This is a genomic window from Ruegeria sp. YTSA105 (assembly GCF_059610225.1).
On sequence record NZ_JBXWNE010000018.1, the window covers coordinates 37,424 to 57,193 of the forward strand.

Annotated in this window: 16 protein-coding genes and 1 tRNA gene; 7 read left to right on the top strand and 10 right to left on the bottom strand. The window is 56.4% G+C overall.

Annotation, left to right across the window (positions count from 1 at the left end; translation table 11 throughout):
* Nucleotides 1–57: 57 nt before the first annotated feature.
* On the top strand, nucleotides 58–1,284 hold the full coding sequence (locus tag AC2FH2_RS17910; protein ID WP_282027388.1) for an MFS transporter: 1,227 nt from the start codon (nucleotides 58–60) through the stop codon (nucleotides 1,282–1,284).
* A 3-nt stretch (nucleotides 1,285–1,287) separates the two neighbouring features.
* On the opposite strand, the gene AC2FH2_RS17915 is transcribed toward AC2FH2_RS17910, so the two are convergent.
* The 4 genes from AC2FH2_RS17915 to AC2FH2_RS17930 form a co-directional block, all read right to left on the bottom strand.
* Nucleotides 1,288–2,064 (bottom strand): squalene/phytoene synthase family protein, encoded by a 777-nt coding sequence (locus AC2FH2_RS17915; RefSeq protein WP_282027478.1) that lies wholly within the window; start codon nucleotides 2,062–2,064, stop codon nucleotides 1,288–1,290.
* Nucleotides 2,065–2,066: 2 nt separating this feature from the next.
* Complete coding sequence (cimA, locus tag AC2FH2_RS17920; protein ID WP_496688170.1) at nucleotides 2,067–3,701, bottom strand: citramalate synthase; 1,635 nt, start codon at nucleotides 3,699–3,701, stop codon at nucleotides 2,067–2,069.
* The gene (gene cysS / locus AC2FH2_RS17925) at nucleotides 3,698–5,098 is read right to left on the bottom strand and encodes a cysteine--tRNA ligase (protein WP_496688172.1); all 1,401 of its coding nucleotides are present in this window, start codon (nucleotides 5,096–5,098) and stop codon (nucleotides 3,698–3,700) included. Before cysS ends, cimA begins: the two co-directional genes overlap by 4 nt.
* Nucleotides 5,099–5,416: 318 nt before the next feature.
* Entirely contained in the window at nucleotides 5,417–5,929 is a 513-nt protein-coding gene (locus tag AC2FH2_RS17930) for an outer membrane protein (RefSeq protein WP_142633643.1), read from the bottom strand.
* Nucleotides 5,930–6,338: 409 nt separating this feature from the next.
* Between AC2FH2_RS17930 and AC2FH2_RS17935 the strand changes: the two genes are divergently transcribed.
* A complete protein-coding gene (locus AC2FH2_RS17935; protein ID WP_142633641.1) occupies nucleotides 6,339–7,883 on the top strand; it encodes a trimethylamine methyltransferase family protein in 1,545 nt (514 codons plus the stop codon).
* A gap of 53 nt (nucleotides 7,884–7,936) precedes the next feature.
* On the opposite strand, the gene AC2FH2_RS17940 is transcribed toward AC2FH2_RS17935, so the two are convergent.
* Together AC2FH2_RS17940 and AC2FH2_RS17945 are read right to left on the bottom strand one after the other, a co-directional pair.
* Nucleotides 7,937–8,182, bottom strand: coding sequence for an EF-hand domain-containing protein (locus AC2FH2_RS17940; protein WP_281972051.1), 246 nt, complete (start codon nucleotides 8,180–8,182; stop codon nucleotides 7,937–7,939).
* 539 nt (nucleotides 8,183–8,721) lie between these two features.
* Nucleotides 8,722–12,342, bottom strand: a complete 3,621-nt coding sequence (locus tag AC2FH2_RS17945) for a vitamin B12-dependent ribonucleotide reductase (RefSeq protein ID WP_496824690.1) — start codon at nucleotides 12,340–12,342, stop codon at nucleotides 8,722–8,724.
* A gap of 533 nt (nucleotides 12,343–12,875) precedes the next feature.
* On the opposite strand from AC2FH2_RS17945, the gene AC2FH2_RS17950 reads away from it, so the two are divergent.
* Nucleotides 12,876–13,310 carry a hypothetical protein gene (locus tag AC2FH2_RS17950; protein ID WP_496675753.1) on the top strand — a complete coding sequence of 145 codons (435 nt, stop codon included), beginning with the start codon at nucleotides 12,876–12,878 and terminating at the stop codon, nucleotides 13,308–13,310.
* A gap of 12 nt (nucleotides 13,311–13,322) precedes the next feature.
* On the opposite strand, the gene AC2FH2_RS17955 is transcribed toward AC2FH2_RS17950, so the two are convergent.
* The 4 genes from AC2FH2_RS17955 to pdxH all read right to left on the bottom strand — a co-directional run bounded on the left by AC2FH2_RS17955 (nucleotide 13,323) and on the right by pdxH (nucleotide 15,171).
* A tRNA-Pro gene (locus AC2FH2_RS17955) sits at nucleotides 13,323–13,399 on the bottom strand.
* A gap of 43 nt (nucleotides 13,400–13,442) precedes the next feature.
* Nucleotides 13,443–13,910 carry a DUF192 domain-containing protein gene (locus AC2FH2_RS17960; protein ID WP_496824692.1) on the bottom strand — a complete coding sequence of 156 codons (468 nt, stop codon included), beginning with the start codon at nucleotides 13,908–13,910 and terminating at the stop codon, nucleotides 13,443–13,445.
* Nucleotides 13,911–13,916: 6 nt separating this feature from the next.
* Nucleotides 13,917–14,423 carry a cold-shock protein gene (locus AC2FH2_RS17965; RefSeq protein ID WP_282021219.1) on the bottom strand — a complete coding sequence of 169 codons (507 nt, stop codon included), beginning with the start codon at nucleotides 14,421–14,423 and terminating at the stop codon, nucleotides 13,917–13,919.
* 142 nt (nucleotides 14,424–14,565) lie between these two features.
* Nucleotides 14,566–15,171 carry a pyridoxamine 5'-phosphate oxidase gene (gene pdxH, locus AC2FH2_RS17970; protein ID WP_271947254.1) on the bottom strand — a complete coding sequence of 202 codons (606 nt, stop codon included), beginning with the start codon at nucleotides 15,169–15,171 and terminating at the stop codon, nucleotides 14,566–14,568.
* Nucleotides 15,172–15,306: 135 nt separating this feature from the next.
* Between pdxH and fabI the strand changes: the two genes are divergently transcribed.
* From fabI to AC2FH2_RS17990, 4 genes are all read left to right on the top strand, one after another.
* Nucleotides 15,307–16,113: an enoyl-ACP reductase FabI gene (fabI, locus tag AC2FH2_RS17975; RefSeq protein ID WP_142633624.1), complete on the top strand. Its 807-nt coding sequence runs from the start codon at nucleotides 15,307–15,309 to the stop codon at nucleotides 16,111–16,113.
* 3 nt (nucleotides 16,114–16,116) lie between these two features.
* Nucleotides 16,117–16,626: a xanthine phosphoribosyltransferase gene (gene gpt / locus AC2FH2_RS17980; RefSeq protein WP_142633622.1), complete on the top strand. Its 510-nt coding sequence runs from the start codon at nucleotides 16,117–16,119 to the stop codon at nucleotides 16,624–16,626.
* Nucleotides 16,627–16,662: 36 nt separating this feature from the next.
* The gene (locus tag AC2FH2_RS17985; RefSeq protein ID WP_496824694.1) at nucleotides 16,663–17,838 is read left to right on the top strand and encodes an aminotransferase; all 1,176 of its coding nucleotides are present in this window, start codon (nucleotides 16,663–16,665) and stop codon (nucleotides 17,836–17,838) included.
* A gap of 81 nt (nucleotides 17,839–17,919) precedes the next feature.
* Nucleotides 17,920–19,761, top strand: coding sequence for a peptidylprolyl isomerase (locus AC2FH2_RS17990; RefSeq protein ID WP_281994571.1), 1,842 nt, complete (start codon nucleotides 17,920–17,922; stop codon nucleotides 19,759–19,761).
* Nucleotides 19,762–19,770: the final 9 nt, after the last annotated feature.

Here is a 19,770-nt window from a genome sequence, read left to right on the forward strand (position 1 = left end):
TTTGTCGCAGATGCAACCGTCTTGTATGACCCTGCTTTCATCGCTACGCATTGGCGCATGACAATGACACCCACGATCCCGGATAACAGTCAGGCCAAGCGTAATGTCGCTGTTCTGGTCGCAGCTCAGGCCATTCTGGGATCGCAGATGCCGATGATCTTTATTGTTGGCGGTCTGGCCGGGCAGTCGCTGGCCACCAATGCCTGTCTAGCAACCCTGCCCATCTCGTTGATCGTGCTGGGGTCAATGCTGGCGGCAACACCGATTTCGGCCATAATGCAACGCTGGGGACGGCGCGCAGGGTTTCTGGTTGGGGCAACGGCAGGTGCCTGTGGGGGGCTGGTTGGTGCCTACGGTTTGTATCTGGCCTCGTTCCCGGTCTTCCTGGCGGGCAGTCTGCTGACCGGCATCTATATGAGCGCGCACGGGTTCTATCGCTTTGCCGCCGCGGACACAGCCTCGGACGCCTTTCGCCCTAAGGCAATCTCATACGTCATGGCCGGCGGTCTGGCCGCCGCGCTCATTGGCCCCCAAATCGTTAAGCTGACCTCAACCGCCTATGTGATCCCTTTCCTGGGCACCTATCTGGCGGTGATTGTGCTCAACATTCTGGGTTCGGTCTTGTTTTTCTTTCTGGACATCCCCACGCCTGCAAAAGCCGCTGAGGGGGCCCCGACCGGACGCACCCGGCTTGAGATGCTAAAGACGCCGCGCATCGCCGTGGCCATCATCTGCGCAATGGTTTCTTATGCGTTGATGAATCTGGTCATGACATCCACTCCGCTGGCAGTGGTTGGTTGTGGCTACACAGCCAATGACGCGGCAGATGTGGTCTCTTTTCACGTTCTCGCCATGTACATCCCCAGTTTCTTCACCGGCCAGTTGATTGCCCGTTTTGGCGTCGAAAAGATCGTAGCTCTTGGTCTGGCAATCCTTGCCGGTGCTGGCGTTGTCGCCTTGCAAGGGGTTGAGCTTGAGAACTTCTTCATCGCTCTGATCTTGCTGGGCGTCGGATGGAATTTTGGCTTTATTGGCGCGACCACCATGTTGGCGGCATCGCATGACATCAACGAGCGTGGCCGCATGCAGGGTCTGAACGACCTGCTGGTATTCGGTGGCGTAACACTGGCTTCGCTTGCTTCGGGTGGATTGATGAACTGCTCTGGCGGCTCACCGGTTGAAGGCTGGACCGCGGTAAACCTTGCCATGGTTCCATTGTTGACTCTGGCCGGGGGCGCATTGCTTTGGTTGGTTCTGCGCCCGTCCGAGCCCGAAACGGTCTGAGGTCTACCAGCGACCCCGGACCACCTTCCACATCAGGGAAACCCGGCGCCGAACCTCACCCTGCATCAAATTCCCTGCGGCCACGCGATCTGGCTGAGCAATCGCCTTGCGCAACACCCATTCAGATTGCCAACCCGCCAAAAGCGCCGGGCGCGCCTCTGGTGAAATCGCCAGACGCTGTCCCTGTGCGCGCCGTAACCGGTTCAGAGCCTTTTGCGCCAGAGCGCGCACTGCATCGGGTGTTCCATCCAACAAAGGAATACGCCTGCGCGCTTCAAGATCCGGGATTGCGCGCAACCAGTTCGCCACGCCAACGGCATAGCCGAAATCTCGCAACACAGGCTCGTCGGCCTCACCCAAAGATTGCGCCGACGCGACCATCAAACTGGCTGAGCTGTGATTGAGGTAGGCCTCGAAATGGGCCTCGTCCTCGAAAGGATCGCGATAAATATCCCAGCGCCTTACGGCCACGTATTCATCCAGCATCACCGCCAGATGTGGGGAAAGAACCTGCGATAACGGCGTCACGACCTCATGTCGACGCACAGTCGGACCTTCAGCAATTTCCTGCAATGCATCGCGCCACCATTGCAGGCGCATTTCGGCAATCATCGCCTCTTGCGTGACCCAGGGCGCTCGGGCGACCTCGACATTCAGGGCATAGATCGGAAACAGAACCGAACGTGCGGCAACCGGCGCGGCCATCGCCGCCATGAACCGGTCCGGATCGGCGCGATGCACCAATGCAGCACAGGCCTTCAGATCGTCATTGAACTGCACCGTCACTCGGCCACCACCGCCCGAGGACGGCAATCCCGTACAAGCTTCCACTGGATCGCATCCAATAGGGCCTCAAACGACGCATCCACTATGTTCGCGCTGACCCCGACAGTTGACCAGCGCCGCCCCTGCCCGTCTTCGCTGTCGATGATGACCCGCGTCACGGCCTCGGTTCCGCCTTGGGTGATCCGCACCTTGAAATCGACCAGATGCATGTCGTCCAATATCCGCGAATATTGCCCCAGATCCTTGGCCAGAGCCTTGGCCAAAGCGTTCACCGGACCCCGGTCGCTGCCATCTTCGTCCAGAGATTCACTGACCGACAGCTTCTTTTCCCCGTCGACTTTTACCACGACAACGGCCTCGGACAGGCTGACCATCTTGTCGTATTTGTTCTTACGCCGCTCGACCGTGACCTTATAGCGTTTGACCTCGAAAAACGCGGGCAACTGGCCCAGCTCATCGCGCGCCAACAGCTCAAAACTGGCCTGGGCTGTGTCATAAGAATAGCCTTCGGCCTCGCGTTGCTTGATCCGGTCAAGAATGCGCCCCAGCGCCGGATCACCACTTTCCACGCTCAGGCCGGCCTCAGTCAGGCGTTTACGCAGATTCGACTGCCCCGCCTGGTTCGACATCGGGATGATCCGTGCATTGCCGACAGTCGCCGGATCGACATGTTCGTATGTCGACGGATCCTTCAGGATCGCGCTGGCATGCAGCCCCGCCTTATGTGCAAAAGCCGACGCACCCACATAGGCCGCCTGCTTGCTGGGCACCCGGTTCAGGATTTCGTCCAACATACGGCTGACCCGAGTCAGACCCGCCAAGGCCCCGACGCTGACCCCGATATCAAACTGCGACACATAAGGCTCTTTCAGCAACAAGGTCGGGATCAAGGCGGTCAGATTTGCATTCCCGCAACGCTCGCCCAACCCGTTCAGCGTTCCCTGAACCTGACGCACGCCCGCATCCACAGCAGCCAGAGAGCATGCAACCGCATTTTCCGTATCATTATGCGTATGAATGCCCAAACGATCCCCGGGCAGGCCTGCGGCAATCACCTCGGCCACAACCCGCGACACTTCACCGGGCAATGCGCCCCCATTGGTGTCACACAGAACAACCCAGCGAGCTCCGGCCTCTAAAGCGGCCTTGCAAACCTGGACCGCATATCCGGGATTGTCCCTGTAGCCATCAAAGAAATGCTCGGCGTCAAAAAGCGCCTCACGCCCCTGCGCCACGATATGCGCAACCGAGGCGCGCACGTTCTCGACATTCTCCTCCAGAGTGATCCCCAGCGCCTGGGTCACGTGGTAATCATGCGACTTGCCCACAAGACACACTGCCTTCGTGCCAGCGTTCATCACCGCCGCAAGAACATCGTCATTCTCAGCCGACCGACCCGCGCGTTTGGTCATCCCAAAAGCGGTCAACCGCGCCGCAGTTTTCGGCGCGGCATCAAAAAACGCACTGTCAGTCGGGTTCGCACCGGGCCAACCACCTTCGATGTAATCCACACCCAACTCGTCCAGCGCCTGCGCGATCTGCACCTTCTCAGCGGTCGAGAACTGCACGCCCTGCGTCTGCTGCCCATCGCGCAAGGTGGTGTCGTAGAGGTAGAGGCGAGTTTTTGTCATAACACTCCCTCCAACTTGGTAAGGTCAAAGCCGGTACCAGGAACCAACTCTACACCTTCTTTGCTCATCCGCACTTCAAGGCCAGCTGCCACATATACTGCTTTCAGGCGATCCACCTCTGAGAAATCCTTGCTCTGCATCGCCCCGGCCCGCGCTTCTGCCAGTTTATCCGCATACGACCCCAAATCCACTGAGGCCAGATCGGCCCATGCACCCATTTCGGGCATCAACAGCCCCATAACCTGGGCGCCAGCCAACAGGCTTGCATGGTCACCTTCGGACGCCAGCCGGTATAGCTCGGTGATGGCGCCCGCTGTGTTCAGATCATCGCTCAGCGCAGCGATGACCGCGGGCGCCGCGCTGGCGGCGGGCTCGATGTCTGCTGTCAGCGCCCGCCACTTGCGCAGCGTTGCCTCGGCTTCACGCGCCTTTTTCTCGGTCCAGTCCATCGGCTTGCGATAATGGGTCTGCAAAAAGACAAAGCGGATCACCTCACCGGGCACGCCCTGCTCCAGAAGATCGTGCACGGTGAAGAAGTTGCCCAGCGATTTGGACATTTTCTTGCCTTCGACCTGCAACATCTCATTGTGCAGCCAAACGCGCGCAAACTCGCCATGCGGGTGGGCGCATTTGCTCTGGGCGATCTCGTTTTCATGGTGCGGAAACATCAGATCGTTGCCACCACCGTGAATGTCAAAGCTCTCACCCAACAGCTCATAGCTCATGGCCGAGCATTCGATATGCCAACCCGGACGCCCTCGACCCCAAGGAGACTCCCACCCGGGCAACTCGTCGGTAGACGGTTTCCACAGAACGAAATCCATCGGGTTCTTCTTATACGGCGCAACTTCGACCCGAGCACCCGCGATCATATCATCCACGGACCGACCGGACAGGGCTCCGTACTGCTCTTTCCAACTGTCCACCGCGAACAGAACATGCCCTTCGGCCGCATAGGCGTGACCCTTGGCAATCAGATCCTCGATCATCGCGACCATTTGAGTAATATATTGCGTCGCGCGCGGCATCTCGGTCGGCTCCAACGCCCCCAGCGCGCCCATGTCGTGCAGATACCAGCCAATGGTTTCATCCGATCGTTCCTGCACCAAATCCTCCAGCGACCCTTTGGCCCCGGCCTTCTGTCGAGACAACGCGGTCGCGTTGATCTTGTCATCCACATCGGTGAAATTGCGCACATAGGTCACATGATCTGCGCCATAAACATGCCGCAGCAAACGATAGAGCACATCAAACACGACCACGGGCCGCGCGTTACCCAGATGGGCACGGTCATAGACGGTAGGTCCACAGACATACATCCGCACATTGTCGGCGCTGATCGGAACGAAATCCTCTTTTGTCCGTGTCCGTGTGTTGTGCAGTTTGATCGTCTTCATCTGTCGGCTCCTAAGAACGGCATAGCGTCTCGCGTTGGCGCGGGCTTAGCAACTTGTCTCAGGGAAGAAAACGAAAGAAACCGGCCCGCTTGATAAATCAGCAGGTAATGCAGCAGATAATGATGCAGGTCATCCGGTTCATGGATCATCCTCTAGCACGGCTATCCCGCCGCGCCAAGCCTTACGTTCTATCATGACCGGGGAGTGATTGGCGAACGCCCTGAATTGGAACAGGAAATCGACGCCATGCTCCGCAAACGCCAGACCTTCATAGTCGTGAATTCGGCAGCTCAGATCAGATTCAATCTGGAAATCTTGCTAGAACCGAAATGTCGTACGCAGATTGAACACATTCGAATCCAGCCCCCCATTCGATCGGGTAACGTCATTGAAATTCTGGCGCAGCGCCTCACCGCTGATGACGAAATTATTGCCAATCGGATAAGCGACACCAATGCCATAAACCGCTGCGGTATCGTTTTCGACCGTGGAATCCACGCGCGCCGCACCGATAACCACATATCCCAACGCATTGCCGAAATCGTATCCGCCGCGCAATTTCAGCCGGGTCATGCTATCCAGGCTACCTTCGCCCTGACCAAGATTCAGCGACAGCCGGTTATACTCAAGCTCACCACCCAACACGAACTTGCCGAAATCAAAGTCATACCCGAGATGAGGACCAAAGCTGGTGTCGCTGCCGCTTGAACCATTCGGCCCGTCTGCATCAGCATAGCCAAAGCTGAATCCCGCATAGGCACCGCTCCAATCCTCGGCCAAAGCCGGTGAGAAGCCGGATGTCGCCAGAGCAACAATTAATGCGATATGCACCTTCCTACGATTCACCAAAAACCTTTCAGCAATGCTTTCGAGTATTCAGATCAATTTGCTACAAACTGGGCCGCATTCGTTAAAAAAGTGTTTAGCCTAGTGGCCCAATTCAAGTAAGCAGAGAAATTATAGCAGATTTCGACCGCCTCGGGGAAAAATATCTTTAGGCAACAATCACTTGAGAATTTGCTTCGCTTTTCGGCATCAAGGTCGCAAATAGAACAGATAATGCCGTTCTGAATTGGAACACTGCGGCCACTGGATGAGGAACCAAATGCAGAACGAATTTTGGAAAATCCACCTGATCAGCCGCACAATCGGCGCGGATCGGGGACGTGCTGCCAGGGGGCGTCCTTCAGGCTTTTTGTAAGGCCTCTCAAAATACGTTTCTCACTATTGGATCCTAAACATGAACGACCAACCCCGTAACTCTTCCCGCAGTGGCGGACGTGCTGCGCGTCGTGCTGCCCGCGCATCTGCTCTGCCTGATCATCTGCGCCCTATCCGCCCGGGAATGGAGGGCGGACGCTACAAGCCACTGACTCAGCCACAAGTCGAACGCATTCACGAGGCCGCGCTGCAGGCGCTTGAAACCATAGGTCTGGCGGATGCTCCGCAAAGCGGGATCGACTATCTGGTTGGCGCGGGCTGCACACTTGGCGACGACGGACGCATCCGGTTTCCGCGCGCGCTGGTTGAAGACACCATTGCCAAAGCCAACCGCTCGGTCACATTGTTCAGCCGGGATGGTCAAACTGACCTGGAATTGTCGGGGGCAAAGGTTCACTATGGGACCGCCGGTGCCGCTGTCAGTATGGTTGAAGTCAACGGCCGCGAATACCGCGATTCGACTGTGCAGGATCTGCACGATGCCGCGCGGATTTGCCAACAGCTGGATAACATCCATTTTGTCCAACGCCCGATGGTTTGTCGCGATATTTCCGACAATCTCGAGATGGACCTGAACACGATTTATGCTTGTAGTTCTGGCACTTACAAGCATATCGGCACATCGTTCACCGATCCTAGTTATGTCGCGCCAGCGATGGAACTAATCCACATGATCGCAGGCGGTGAAGACAAGTGGCGCGAGCGGCCATTCATCTCGAACTCGAACTGCTTTGTCGTACCGCCCATGAAGTTTGCCACTGAAAGCTGTCAGGTGATGGAGGAATGCATCAAGGCAGGAATGCCTGTTCTTCTTCTTTCGGCCGGAATGGCAGGTGCAACTGCTCCGTCCACAATCGCAGGCGCCATTGCCCAGGCGACAGCAGAATGTCTTGCCGGTTTGGTTTATGTAAATGCCGTAAAGCCAGGTGCACCGGCGATTTTTGGAACCTGGCCCTTTGGGTTGGACCTTCGGACAGGCGCCATGTCCGTAGGATCAGGTGAACAGGCTCTGCTCAGCGCTGGCTGTGCCCAAATGCACAAGTTTTATGATCTGCCAGGCGGAGCCGCCGCAGGCGCGTCGGATTCCAAATTGCCCGATATGCAAGCGGGATGGGAGCAGATGTGCTCGAACGTCATGGCCGGCCTGTCGGGCCTGAATATGGTTTATGAATCCGCCGGGATGCACTCGTCTCTGTTGGGTTTTTGCTTTGAAAGCTTGATCTTAGGGGATGATCTTATCGGACAGGCGATGCGCTGCGTCCGCGGGATCGAAGTATCTGACGAAACACTGGCATTGGATCAGATGGCCGAGGTTTGCCTTGGTGGGCCCGGTCACTATTTGGGAACCGATGCCACACTTGGGCGCATGCAGGCCGATTATGTGTATCCCGCACATGGAGATCGAACGTCTCCGAAAGAATGGGTCGAGCTTGGCAAACCTGACTTGATCGAAAAAGCGACCGCGCGAAAACTGGAAATCCTGTCGACCTCTTCTCCGGCACAGTTCGATCCGGCATTGGATGCGCAGATTCGCAGTAAATTCAACATTCACCTACCCAGATAAACACCTAGAAAGGCGGCCAGAATTTTCGTCTGGCCGCCTTGATAATTTGTTGATCAGCCGTTTGTAGATGGCAGCAACCCGGCTTCCTGCGCGATTGCAATTTCATCCTGATCCAGCGCGCCGTCGCCATTTGCATCCATTGCTGCAAATCCGTTTGCATCAACGTCTGGCACGACGGCCTGAACTTCTTCGATTGTCAGAACGCCGTCCCCATTGGTATCCGCCGCAGACTGCGCGACAGCCAAAGTCGGCAGAGCAAAAGCAAGTGTGGAAAATGTGACCAGAGTATTCAGTTTCATTGTGATGCCTCCTGATAGAGTTTGTGTGTTTTGTGTCCGGACAAGCATCAAGAACACGCAATCACCACCAGTTGTCAGCCACTGAGTACCATCGCTTTGATTTCGCGCCAAACTCCGCGTGTTTGCCAGAGTCGCATCCGCGGTCTGTCGCTGGGTAAAACTCCCCCAAACACGGTCGGCGGTTCTTGCCCGATGGGAAACAGGCAATATGGCGAGGCTCTGCCGAGTTAACGGCTTTAGGACAAAAAGAAAGGGGGCCGAAGCCCCCTGTCAGTTTCGCCATCCAGGCTCCATTCGTTGACCGCCCGGTGTTTTGTTTGCCTGCGGCCTGGACGTCGCATGGAACGAGCGCACCCGTTCCGTGAAAGAGTGGGAAAGAGCAAATATTCCGCCCCACCCTGTTCCCGGCCAACACGGGCATGTCGGCCGAGTGGACCAAGGCATCGAAGGTAAGTCTCTGCGCCTTGATCCGTATTCGTCGGGGCCGGCAACTGTGGCAGCTTCCGACCCCTGCGCCCCGGGTTGCCGGGGCGCTTAACTCAGCTACACCCGCTTGTTGAGCCGCAGGTGTTGCATTTCATGCAAGTGCCGTTGCGCACCAACGTGTAGTTTCCGCATTCACCGCAGGGATCGCCCTCATAGCCCTGCATCTTGGCTTTGGTGCGGGCATCCATTCCGGTTGCGGCGGCGGATTCAACCACCGGAGCTTCGAAAGTGGCTGCGGTTTCGGCCATGCCGTTAACTACGGTTTGTCCGCCATTGAGAACCATCAGTTCCTGCGGCATCCGTTTGCGCAGATACCCGGTCGAGCTGATTTGTTTCAGAACTTCCAAAGACTTGGATGCAGCGCTTTCGCTGATCTCGGACACGTTCGAGACGCCCTCTTCCTCACCCCGACCCAGATCGTCAAAGCTTGCGCCTTCGGGTTTCACATGGGCCAGATCGGTGCGGTCCAGATAGGACACGGCCAATTCGCGGAAGATGTAATCCAGGATCGACGTCGCGTTTTTGATCGAGTCGTTGCCTTGTACCATCCCGGCGGGCTCGAACTTGGTGAAGGTAAAGGCATCCACGAACTCTTCCAGCGGCACGCCATATTGCAGGCCAACCGACACGGCGATGGCAAAGTTGTTCATCATCGCCCGGAAGCCCGCGCCTTCCTTGTGCATGTCGATGAAGATCTCACCCAGTTGGCCGTCTTCGAACTCACCGGTGCGCAGATAGACCTTGTGGCCGCCGACAATCGCTTTTTGCGTATAGCCCTTGCGGCGATGGGGCAGTTTTTCGCGATGGCTGCGGATCATTTCCTTGACCACAACCTTCTCGATCACCTTCTCGGCCAGAACGACGGCTTTTTCCTGCGGCGTCCCGGTTTCCAGAACTTCTGCTGCCTCTTCGTCATCCTCGACCAGCGCGGCTGCCAATGGCTGCGACAGTTTCGAGCCGTCGCGATACAGCGCGTTGGCCTTCACACCCAGCGACCAGGAAAGCTCATAGGCCTTCTGGCAGTCTTCGATGGTGGCGTCATTCGGCATGTTGATCGTCTTGCTGATCGCGCCTGAAATAAAGCTCTGCGCGGCGGCCATCATCGTGATGTGGCTATCAACACCCAGGAAACGCTTGCCTTTTTTGCCGCACGGATTGGCACAGTCGAAGATCGAATAATGCTCTTCCTTCAGATGCGGCGCGCCTTCCAGCGTCATGGTTCCGCAAACGTGGTCGTTGGCCGCGTCGATATCCGCTTTGGTAAAGCCCAGATGGCGCAGCAGATCGAAGGTCGGGTCATTCAGCTTGGTCGCAGGAATGCCGAGAACACCGGTGCAGAAATCCTCGCCCAGAGTCCACTGGTTGAACACGAACCGGATGTCGAAGGCGCTTTCGAGCGCGGCATCCACTTTGGCCAGTTCATTGGGGCCAAAGCCGTGACCCGTCAGCGAGGTGTGGTTGATCCCCGGAGCGTTGCCGATGGTGCCATGACCAACCGCGTAGCTGACGATCTCTTCAATCTGAGCCGAGGAATACCCCTGCTTTTCCAGCGCTGCAGGCACCGAGCGGTTGATGATTTTGAAATACCCGCCACCGGCCAGTTTCTTGAACTTCACCAAAGCAAAGTCCGGCTCGATCCCAGTGGTGTCGCAATCCATCACCAGACCGATGGTTCCTGTTGGCGCAATCACAGTGGCCTGCGCGTTGCGATAACCGTTCTGCTCACCCAGGCTCAGCGCTTCATCCCAAGCTGACATCGCCAGATCAACCAAACGTTTATCCGGGCAGTTGCCATGGTCCAGAGGTACAGGCTTCACTGCCAGTTTCTCATACCCTTCAGTCACACCCTGAGATGCGCGTCGGTGGTTGCGGATGACCCGAAGCATGTTATCGGCGTTGCGCTCATAGCCATTGAACGGACCCAATTCGCCGGCGATCTCGGCCGAGGTTGCATAGGCTACACCGGTCATGATCGCGGTCAGCGCGCCACAGATCGCGCGGCCTTCATCCGAGTCATAGCTATAGCCCATGTTCATCAGCAGACCGCCGATATTGGCATAGCCCAAACCCAAAGTGCGGAAGTCATAGGACAGCTGCGCGATTTCCTTGGACGGGAACTGCGCCATGGTCACCGAGATTTCCAGCGTTAGGGTCCACAAGCGCGAGGCATGCATATAGTCCACTGCCTGGAACTCATCATCCTTGAGGAAAGTCAGCAAGTTCATCGACGCAAGATTACAGGCCGTATCATCGAGGAACATATATTCCGAACATGGGTTCGATCCGCGAATCTCCCCATCTTTGGGGCATGTATGCCACTCGTTGACTGTGTCGTGAAACTGGATGCCGGGATCGGCGCAGGCCCAGGCCGCGTGGCCAACCTTTTCCCACAGGTCGCGCGCCTTGACGGTCTTGGCGACTTTCCCGTTTGTGCGGTTGATAAGCTCCCAGTCCGCGTCCTTCTCGACAGCGGTCAGGAAGGCGTTGGTTACGCGAATCGAGTTGTTCGAGTTCTGGCCCGAAACCGAGCTGTAGGCTTCCGAATCCCAATCCGTATCGTAGGTCGGGAATTCGATGCTATCGTGGCCCTGCTTGGCGTAATCCAGAACGCGTTTGATGTAAGTCTCTGGGATCGCAACATTTTTCGCCTCGCGAACCGCCTTTTTCAGGCTGTCATTCGTCTTGGGATCATACGCGTCTTCCTGCGCGCCGTCCCAGCTGCGGATGGCCTCGAAAATGCCGTTCAGCATCTTCTCGTGCATCTTCGATCCGGCAACGATCGAGGCCACCTTCTGCTCTTCGATCACCTTCCATTCGATGAATTTCTCGATGTCTGGGTGATCTGCATCGACGATGACCATCTTTGCTGCTCGACGGGTCGTGCCGCCTGATTTAATCGCGCCAGCGGCGCGGTCGCCGATCTTGAGAAAGCCCATCAAACCCGAGGATTTACCGCCACCCGACAGTGCCTCGCCCTCGCCACGCAGGTGGCTAAAGTTGGTCCCGGTTCCGCTTCCGTATTTGAACAGGCGCGCCTCGCGGACCCACAGGTCCATAATGCCACCCTCGTTCACCAAATCATCATCTACGGACTGGATGAAACACGCATGCGGCTGCGGATGTTCATAGGCGGATTTCGATTTGGTCAGCTTGCCTGACTTATAATCGACATAGTGGTGCCCCTGTGCCGGGCCATCGATTCCGTAAGCCCAGTGCAGGCCGGTATTGAACCATTGCGGGCTGTTCGGCGCAGCGCGCTGAGTCGCCAGCATATAACGCATCTCGTCGAAATAGGCGCTCGCGTCATCCTCGGTCGAGAAATAGCCACCTTTCCAGCCCCAATAGGCCCAGGCGCCGGCAAGACGGTCAAACACCTGTTTGGACGAGATTTCGCCCCCAAATTCAGCGTCCTCAGCCGGAACAGAACGCCACAGAAATTCTGGGACATCCTTTTCCTTGACCTTCTTCAGCTTGGTTGGAACGCCTGCCTTGCGGAAATACTTCTGCGCGATGACGTCGCTTGCGACCTGGCTCCAGCTGGTTGGAACCTCGATATCGTCTAGGCGGAAAACGATGGTCCCATCCGGGTTTCGGATTTCTGACGTCGCAGAAGCGAACTTAAGCTCTGCATAAGCATCCTGTCCCGATTTGGTAAATTTTCTGTCAATCTTCATGTCCGCCGCCCTAGATTCAATCAACTTGTCCCTTGGCTTTTGATCCCAATAAACGGACCATCTGCCCTAACCGAAAATCTTGGGCGCAGGAAACCGGCCGCTGCCCGAAGCAGCGTGACCCCGTTCCGACGGACGCACGTAAGTATGATGTGCTCTCCAGCCCTCGCCCTGTGCCACGTTCTGGATTTTCTACCAGATTTAGTGGCAGCACTTTCGGCCTATACAATCTGGCGTATTCACACATAGATCGTCAACGGCCTTTTTCCGCCATTTTTGGAATCTTTTATGTTGACCAATCCGCATAGACAAACTGGTGAAGGACAGTTTCCGATTCCTCCACAGAGTTATCCGCCATGGTTCGCCATCACCTGGCCAAGTCCGCAATACGATTAACCGTTCTTTCCGGCTTACTTATCGCGATTTGATAAACCAGCCTTAAGATGTCTAGGTTGAAATAGAATCAGCATCCGGCCGATTTCGACATTACTCAGAGGTGCGCTTAAAAGCACATCCAACAAAGGGCAGACCGATCAATGACCGCGTTTCGAATAATTTCCCTGTTTGCCCTGATCGTGGCCTGCACGCCACAAGAAACGCCCGCCACATCGCGCAGCGCGCAGTTCTCAGCCTTTCCCGACAAGTTGTTTGCTACGTTCGAGACATCTTGCAACGGCCCGGGTGAGGAATTTAGGAAAATCGGAAATCGTCAGTTCGAGTGTCAGGAACTCCTGCCTCCGAAGACCACAGCCTACCTGATTCTCAACTATGACGGCTATCCACAGAACCTACCCAAAAGTGTGACTCGGCTGACCGCCGAAAAAAACGCAGGTGGCTATCTAGTTGAAGCGGATCTGTTTTTTAATGTGCCGCGCGAAACAGGGCCTGCTGCAAAAGTCCCTGTAGAAAGCAAAGAATTGGATAAAACCCTTAGCGCCATCTATCGAACGATGGGTGGGTCGCCATTTTAATTTTTGAAGAAGTGGTCGGGGCGGCAGGATTCGAACCTACGACCCCCTGTACCCAAAACAGGTGCGCTACCAGACTGCGCCACGCCCCGAACCGTGCGCCTTCCTAACCGTGCCGTTCTGATTTGAAAAGCCCTAACAGGGCCAAATTGCCGGACCTTGTGAAAAAACTTTGTGCTGGATCTGTGTTCCGGGCGTGATCAGATAACGATCTGCGAGACCAGCGTTGATTTCCAACACCGCAAATACCGAATCGCCCCCTCCGATGGGGGTCAAATCACCGGGAATCGCGTTGTGATGAACTTTCGTTACCATACCCGTCTTATCTATGAAGATCAGGTCCAGAGGAATCAGCGTGTTCTTCATCCAGAACGCAACAGGTTGCGGCGGGTCGAATACAAACAGCATCCCTGAACGTACCGGAAGCGATTCTCGAAACATGAGTCCGCGCGATCGCTCCTGTGGCGACACGGCGAGTTCAATATCAAAGCCGATTTGGGACTTATCATTTTTCAGGCTAACACGATCTGTACGACAGGCGGCTTCTGCGCCACCGGCCCAAAGTAACAAGACGACAGTCAGAACCTTGAAAAGCCCTGCCATGGCAGATCAGTCATCCATAGCTGCTTCCCAGGCCATAACCTGGGCCGCCATCCGACCACGCTGTCCGTCTATGACCCGCATGGCCAATGCTTCACCGGGTTGCAGATCCGCAAGCCCCGAACGGCGTAGAACCTCAATATGCAGGAACACATCCTCGCCACGCCCGAATACATTAGCGAAGCCAAACCCCTTGCCCTTGTCGAACCACTTAACCCGCGCAGCCACCAAAGGGGCCGCTGCAATCTCAACTGGATCAAGTTCAGCAAAATCCGCGAGCATCATCGTATCGGCGCGCGCTGGCGGATCGACGCTGATGACTTCGACAGCTTGCACACCGCGATCAGTGCGATGCGTCATAATTTCGATGCCCGCCCCGTCTGCAACCGAGCTTTGACCGAAATTACGCAAAACGTTTACGTGCAGCAGAATATCCGGCCCACCTTCATCCGATACGACAAAGCCGTATCCTTTGGCAGGGTCGAACCATTTAACGTGTCCTCGGACGCGGTACATGTTGTTCAGATCTTCTGGCACTGTGGTCCCACTGCGTTTTTTTTCACTTTGTTAAGGGTCCGATGTGTATGGGATTGACGCGCAAATTCAAGGTGAAAAATCCCTTTGTTATCTGCGCATTGCAATTCGCGACACGTGAACGTCATGGATTCAACCTCTGAATCTGCCATTCGGAATCAGCGTCATCCCGGCACCACCTGAACCTGTCATGCAGACGAAATGCGCCGTCTGCCCAGAATTCAATTTCCGTCGGCACAAGCCGGTAACCACCCCAAAATTTAGGGCGCGGAGGGTTAGGGCCAAGCCTTGCGGTCACTTTCGCCACATCCGCCATCAGCGCGGAACGGCTGCTAAGCGGCTGAGATTGCTTGGACGCCCATGCACCAAGCCGACTTTTCAAGGACCTGGAGGCATAATATTCATCAGCCTTTGGTCCATCCTCGCGCGTGATTGTACCACGAACGCGGATTTGACGCCGCAAAGATTTCCAATGCATCACGAAGGCCGCCTTGCCAGCATTGTCCAACTCGCCTGCCTTGGCACTTTCGTAATTTGTGTAGAAAACGAAGGCGTCGGCTTCGATCTCTTTCAACAGCACCATTCGTACATTGGGCATACCATCTTCGCCCACGGTTGCCAGTGCAATCGCGTTAGGATCGTTGGGTTCACTCTTCACAGCTTCACCCAGCCACCGCCCTGCTATTGCAAATGGGTCGGTTCCTGCGAAGATGCCATCACGTTCGCTCATTTCCATCCCCTGGAAACTATTGAGGGATACCCTAGGGCGAGTTCCCGCCACGGGCAAGAGTGCACGGCCTTGAAGCAGACCAGCCAATGGCATAAACCAACGCAACATAACGCGAAGACAGGCGGAGAACCGAACATGTCAAATCAGTTGATGGCCGGAAAGCGCGGCCTCATCATGGGACTGGCCAATGACAAATCAATCGCATGGGGAATCGCCCGCGCCTTGTCCGAGGCCGGGGCCGAGTTAGCATTCTCATATCAAGGGGATGCCTTGAAAAAGCGCGTTGACCCACTGGCGGCACAGCTGGGCAGTGAAATCGTCCTGCCCTGCGATGTCAGCGATGAAGCCTCGATCGACGGATTGTTCGATGCGCTGTCCGAGAAATGGGGAAAGCTGGACTTTGTTGTCCACGCAATCGGTTTTTCAGACAAGAATGAGCTACGCGGGCGCTACGTTGATACGTCGCGGGCGAATTTCAACCTCACGATGGACGTGTCGGTTTATTCCTTTACCGCCGTGATGCAGCGTGCCGAAAAGATGATGACCGAAGGCGGCAGCGCCATCACCCTGACCTATTACGGCGCCGAACAGGTGATGCCGCATTATAATGTCATGGGCGTTGCCAAAGCCGCGCTGGAAGCATCGGTCAAATATCTGGCCGAGGATTTAGGCAAGGACGGCATTCGTGTGAATGCGATCTCGGCCGGGCCGATCAAGACACTGGCCGCCAGCGGTATCGGCGACTTCCGCTATATCATGAAGTGGAACGAATATAACTCACCCCTGCGCCGCAATGTGACCATCGACGATGTGGGCAACTCGGCGCTGTATCTGCTTTCCGATCTAAGCGGCGGTGTCACTGGTGAGAACCTGCATGTGGATTCGGGATACCACATCGTCGGTATGAAAGCCGTTGATGCTCCAGACGTTGAGAAGGGTTGAATCATGAGTGCCAAGGACCGCCTGCCCCACGAAAAAGGCTTTCACATCAGCTGGGATCAGATTCACCGCGATTCCCGAGCGCTCGCTTGGCGGCTGGATGGGCAAGGTCCGAATGATGGGGCCTGGCGTGGCGTCGTTGCCATTACCCGTGGCGGTATGGCACCGGCGATGATTGTCAGCCGCGAGCTGGACATTCGCACAGTCGACACGATCAGCGTGCGCTCCTACCATCACCAGGATCAAGGCGAAGCCGAAGTGCTCAAAGCACCCGACGCTGACCTCATGGGCGACGGCACCGGAATCCTGATTGTCGACGATCTGGTCGACAGTGGCAAAACTCTGGAACTGGTGCGGGCGATGTATCCCAAGGCGCATTTCGCGACGGTTTATGCCAAGCCGAAAGGCCGCCCGATGGTTGACACTTTCATCACCGAAGTCAGCCAGGACACCTGGATTTTCTTCCCGTGGGATATGGCTTTGCAATATGTCGAACCCTACCGGGGCACGGATTGATCCGGCCCAAGCGCAGCAACTGACTGGGGCGCAGAGATGACCCGGACACGCACCGCCGCCACCTTTCCGCCCCCAGTCATGGAGGCGCGCCGGTGGATCGAAGGCGTGACCTTCCCTGAAGAGCGGCCCTTGATAAACGTAAGTCAGGCGGCCCCCGTCGATCCGCCTCCACTTGAGATGCGTCAGGCGATGGCGGCTTATGCGTCGACCGAGGATTCCGCTCATCTCTATGGCCCGGTTCTGGGCAACAGCGCCCTCAGGTCTGAACTGGCCAGCCAGATTACGGTTCATTATGGCGCACCTGTCGCACTGGAACAGGTTGCCATTACTTCTGGCTGCAATCAGGCCTTCGCCGCTGCGATTTCCTCCATCACAGACCAAGGGGATGAGGTCATTCTGCCCACGCCGTGGTATTTCAACCATAAAATGTGGCTGGATATGACAGGTGTTAATGCCATTGATCTGAGAACTGATGATGACCTGTTGCCAGACGCGAACGCGGCAAGAGATTTGATCACCGAAAGGACTCGGGCCATTGCCCTGGTCACCCCGAACAATCCCGGAGGCGTCGAATATCCCGCCGAACTGCTAAGCGCATTCTTCAACCTGGCACGCGAAACCGGAATTAAGCTCTTGGTGGATGAGACCTACCGCGATTTTGACAGCCGCAGCGGCCCGCCCCATGATCTGTTCGCTCAGCCGGGCTGGGATGACACTCTGATTCATCTATATTCGTTTTCAAAGGCCTACCGTCTGACCGGTCACCGAGTAGGTGCTGTTGCGACCAGTCCCTCTCTGCTGTCTGAGATTGAGAAATTTCTGGATACCGTCGCGATCTGTCCAAACCAAATCGGTCAGTTTGGTGCGCTCTGGGGGATGCAAAACCTGTCGCAATGGCTGGCCGATGAACGAAGGGAAATCCTCGACCGTCGCGCTGTCATTACAAGACAACTTCCCAAACTGACCAGTAAAGGATGGCGGTTGCTTGGGTTGGGCGCCTATTTTGCCTATTTCGAACACCCGTTTGACATCTCTTCGGATGATTTAGCCCGTCGGCTGGTCACGGATGCCAGCATTCTGTTGCTGCCAGGCACGATGTTCATGCCCGATCACGACCCGGCCGGGAAACGACAAGTCCGCATCGCATTTGCCAATCTTGATCGCAACGGAATTACGGAATTGTTTGACCGCCTGCACGCTCTCTCCTTCTAAGCTTGCCCCCCGGCGGTGCGCGTCGTATTCAGGGCCGCAACCGACAGGGCAAATACTTGCCGAATAAAACAAGAGGGCACCATGGCCGCAGGCATGAAAAATCTATCAAAGACCTTTGTCTGGATCCTCATGGGTCTTTTGATGCTGGGCCTTGCAGGATTTGGCGCGACCAGCCTGACTGGAACTGTGCGCACTGTAGCACAGGTGGGCAACGAAGATATCTCGATTGACGATTACGTCCGCGAACTTCAGCGCGAAATCCGCGCGGTCGAAAGCCAGACCGGCCAGCCCCTGCAAATGTCACAGGCCCGCGATTTTGGCTTGGACCAGCTGGCTCTGTCGCGCCTCACCGCGCTGGCTGCTTTGGATAACGAAGTTGGTCTGCTGGGTATTTCGATCGGCGATGAAAATTTGCAGGAAGAAATCGTCTCGATCCCTGCGTTTCAGGGGCCTGATGGTTCTTTCGACCGTGAGGCATATCGCTTTCAGCTTGAACAGGTTGGCATGACCGACACCGAGTTTGAAACCGATCTGAGGAAAGAATCCGCACGGACCATCGTGCAGGATGCCGTGGTCAGCGGAGTAGAAATGCCCTCGATCCTGACTGAAGTTCTGACAGACTTTGTCGGTGCCCGCCGCAGCTTTACTGTTGCAACCGTTTCACCCGAAGTTTTGGCAGAGCCGGTTGCAACCCCAACCGATGAACAAATCCAGGCCTATTACGACGAGAACCAGGACCAGTTTTCCCTGCCCCGCACCAAAAAGCTGACCTATACGATTCTGTCGCCCAATATGCTGCTGGATAGTGTCGAGGTGGACGAAGATTCAGTTCTCCGGCTTTTCGAACAGCGCGCAGACGAGTTTCAGCAACCCGAGCGCCGCCTTGTTGAACGCCTTTCTTTTTCTGATGACGCCGCTGCGCAAGATGCCATGGCACAGATTGAAGTTGGCGGGACAACCTTCGAACAACTTGTCCGTGACCGTGAGCTTGAGCTGAGCGACGTGGATCTGGGCGACGTTACCCGCGACGACCTAGGCGATGCGGCCGAGGCCATTTTCGCGGCTGAACTGGACACTGTTGTTGGACCTCTGCCCTCGGTATTCGGCCCTGCCCTTTTTCGTATCAACGGCTCGCTGGCTGAGAACAACACTCCCTTCGAAGACGCCGCCCCAGCTCTGCGCGAAGAGTTGGCCGCAGACCGTGCGCGCCGCCAGATCGAGGCTCAGTCCGAAGACATCAATGACCTGCTTGCAGGCGGGGCAACACTCGAGGAGTTAGCAGCCGAGACCGGGATGGAGCTGGGACAGATCGACTGGACTCGCGCCAGTCAGGATGGCGTGGCCGCATATGACGGTTTCCGCAGTGCAGCCGAAGCCGTGCAAGACGGGGATTTTCCCGAGATTGCATTCCTGGAGGACGGTTCGATCTTTGCGCTGCGCCTGAACGAAACGCTGCCTCGTCGGCCTGAACCGCTGGAATCAGCGCGTGATCGCGTTGCGGCGGCCTGGACACAGGTTCAAACTGACAAAGCGTTGGAAGACCACGCGAATGCCGTGTTGGAGCAGTTGCAGGAGAACGGGGATTTCACCACGACCGGCCTACCTCACCGCGTGGAAAACGCTCTGACACGAACTGCATTTCTAGAAGATGTACCCGCAGGTTTCATGCCGGAAGTGTTCGACATGGAACTAGGAAGCTATCGTGTCGTTCCCGGTGCCGGGGTCGCGTTGATCGTTCGACTTGACGAATTGTTGCCCCCTGCCGAGACCGATGAACGCCGTCAGGTTCAACAAGCGCTGGCCGCTCAGCTGAATCAGGCTCTGGCACAGAACATTTTCGATGCCTATGTTCGCGACGCCCAGGCCCGCGCCCGTCCTGTGGTGGATCAGCAAGCACTGAACGCCGTTCAGGCGAGCTATTGATTAAGAGAC

Coding starts and splice junctions, on each gene's coding strand:
- AC2FH2_RS17940 (WP_281972051.1), bottom strand. CDS start 8,182: ATGAAACTGAATACTCTGGTCACATTTTCCACACTTGCTTTTGCTCTG.
- AC2FH2_RS17990 (WP_281994571.1), top strand. CDS start 17,920: ATGGCCGCAGGCATGAAAAATCTATCAAAGACCTTTGTCTGGATCCTC.
- AC2FH2_RS17965 (WP_282021219.1), bottom strand. CDS start 14,423: ATGTACCGCGTCCGAGGACACGTTAAATGGTTCGACCCTGCCAAAGGA.
- AC2FH2_RS17910 (WP_282027388.1), top strand. CDS start 58: ATGACAATGACACCCACGATCCCGGATAACAGTCAGGCCAAGCGTAAT.
- pdxH (WP_271947254.1), bottom strand. CDS start 15,171: ATGAGCGAACGTGATGGCATCTTCGCAGGAACCGACCCATTTGCAATA.
- cimA (WP_496688170.1), bottom strand. CDS start 3,701: ATGACAAAAACTCGCCTCTACCTCTACGACACCACCTTGCGCGATGGG.
- AC2FH2_RS17945 (WP_496824690.1), bottom strand. CDS start 12,342: ATGAAGATTGACAGAAAATTTACCAAATCGGGACAGGATGCTTATGCA.
- AC2FH2_RS17950 (WP_496675753.1), top strand. CDS start 12,876: ATGACCGCGTTTCGAATAATTTCCCTGTTTGCCCTGATCGTGGCCTGC.
- AC2FH2_RS17960 (WP_496824692.1), bottom strand. CDS start 13,910: ATGGCAGGGCTTTTCAAGGTTCTGACTGTCGTCTTGTTACTTTGGGCC.
- gpt (WP_142633622.1), top strand. CDS start 16,117: ATGAGTGCCAAGGACCGCCTGCCCCACGAAAAAGGCTTTCACATCAGC.
- AC2FH2_RS17935 (WP_142633641.1), top strand. CDS start 6,339: ATGAACGACCAACCCCGTAACTCTTCCCGCAGTGGCGGACGTGCTGCG.
- AC2FH2_RS17985 (WP_496824694.1), top strand. CDS start 16,663: ATGACCCGGACACGCACCGCCGCCACCTTTCCGCCCCCAGTCATGGAG.
- cysS (WP_496688172.1), bottom strand. CDS start 5,098: ATGAAGACGATCAAACTGCACAACACACGGACACGGACAAAAGAGGAT.
- fabI (WP_142633624.1), top strand. CDS start 15,307: ATGTCAAATCAGTTGATGGCCGGAAAGCGCGGCCTCATCATGGGACTG.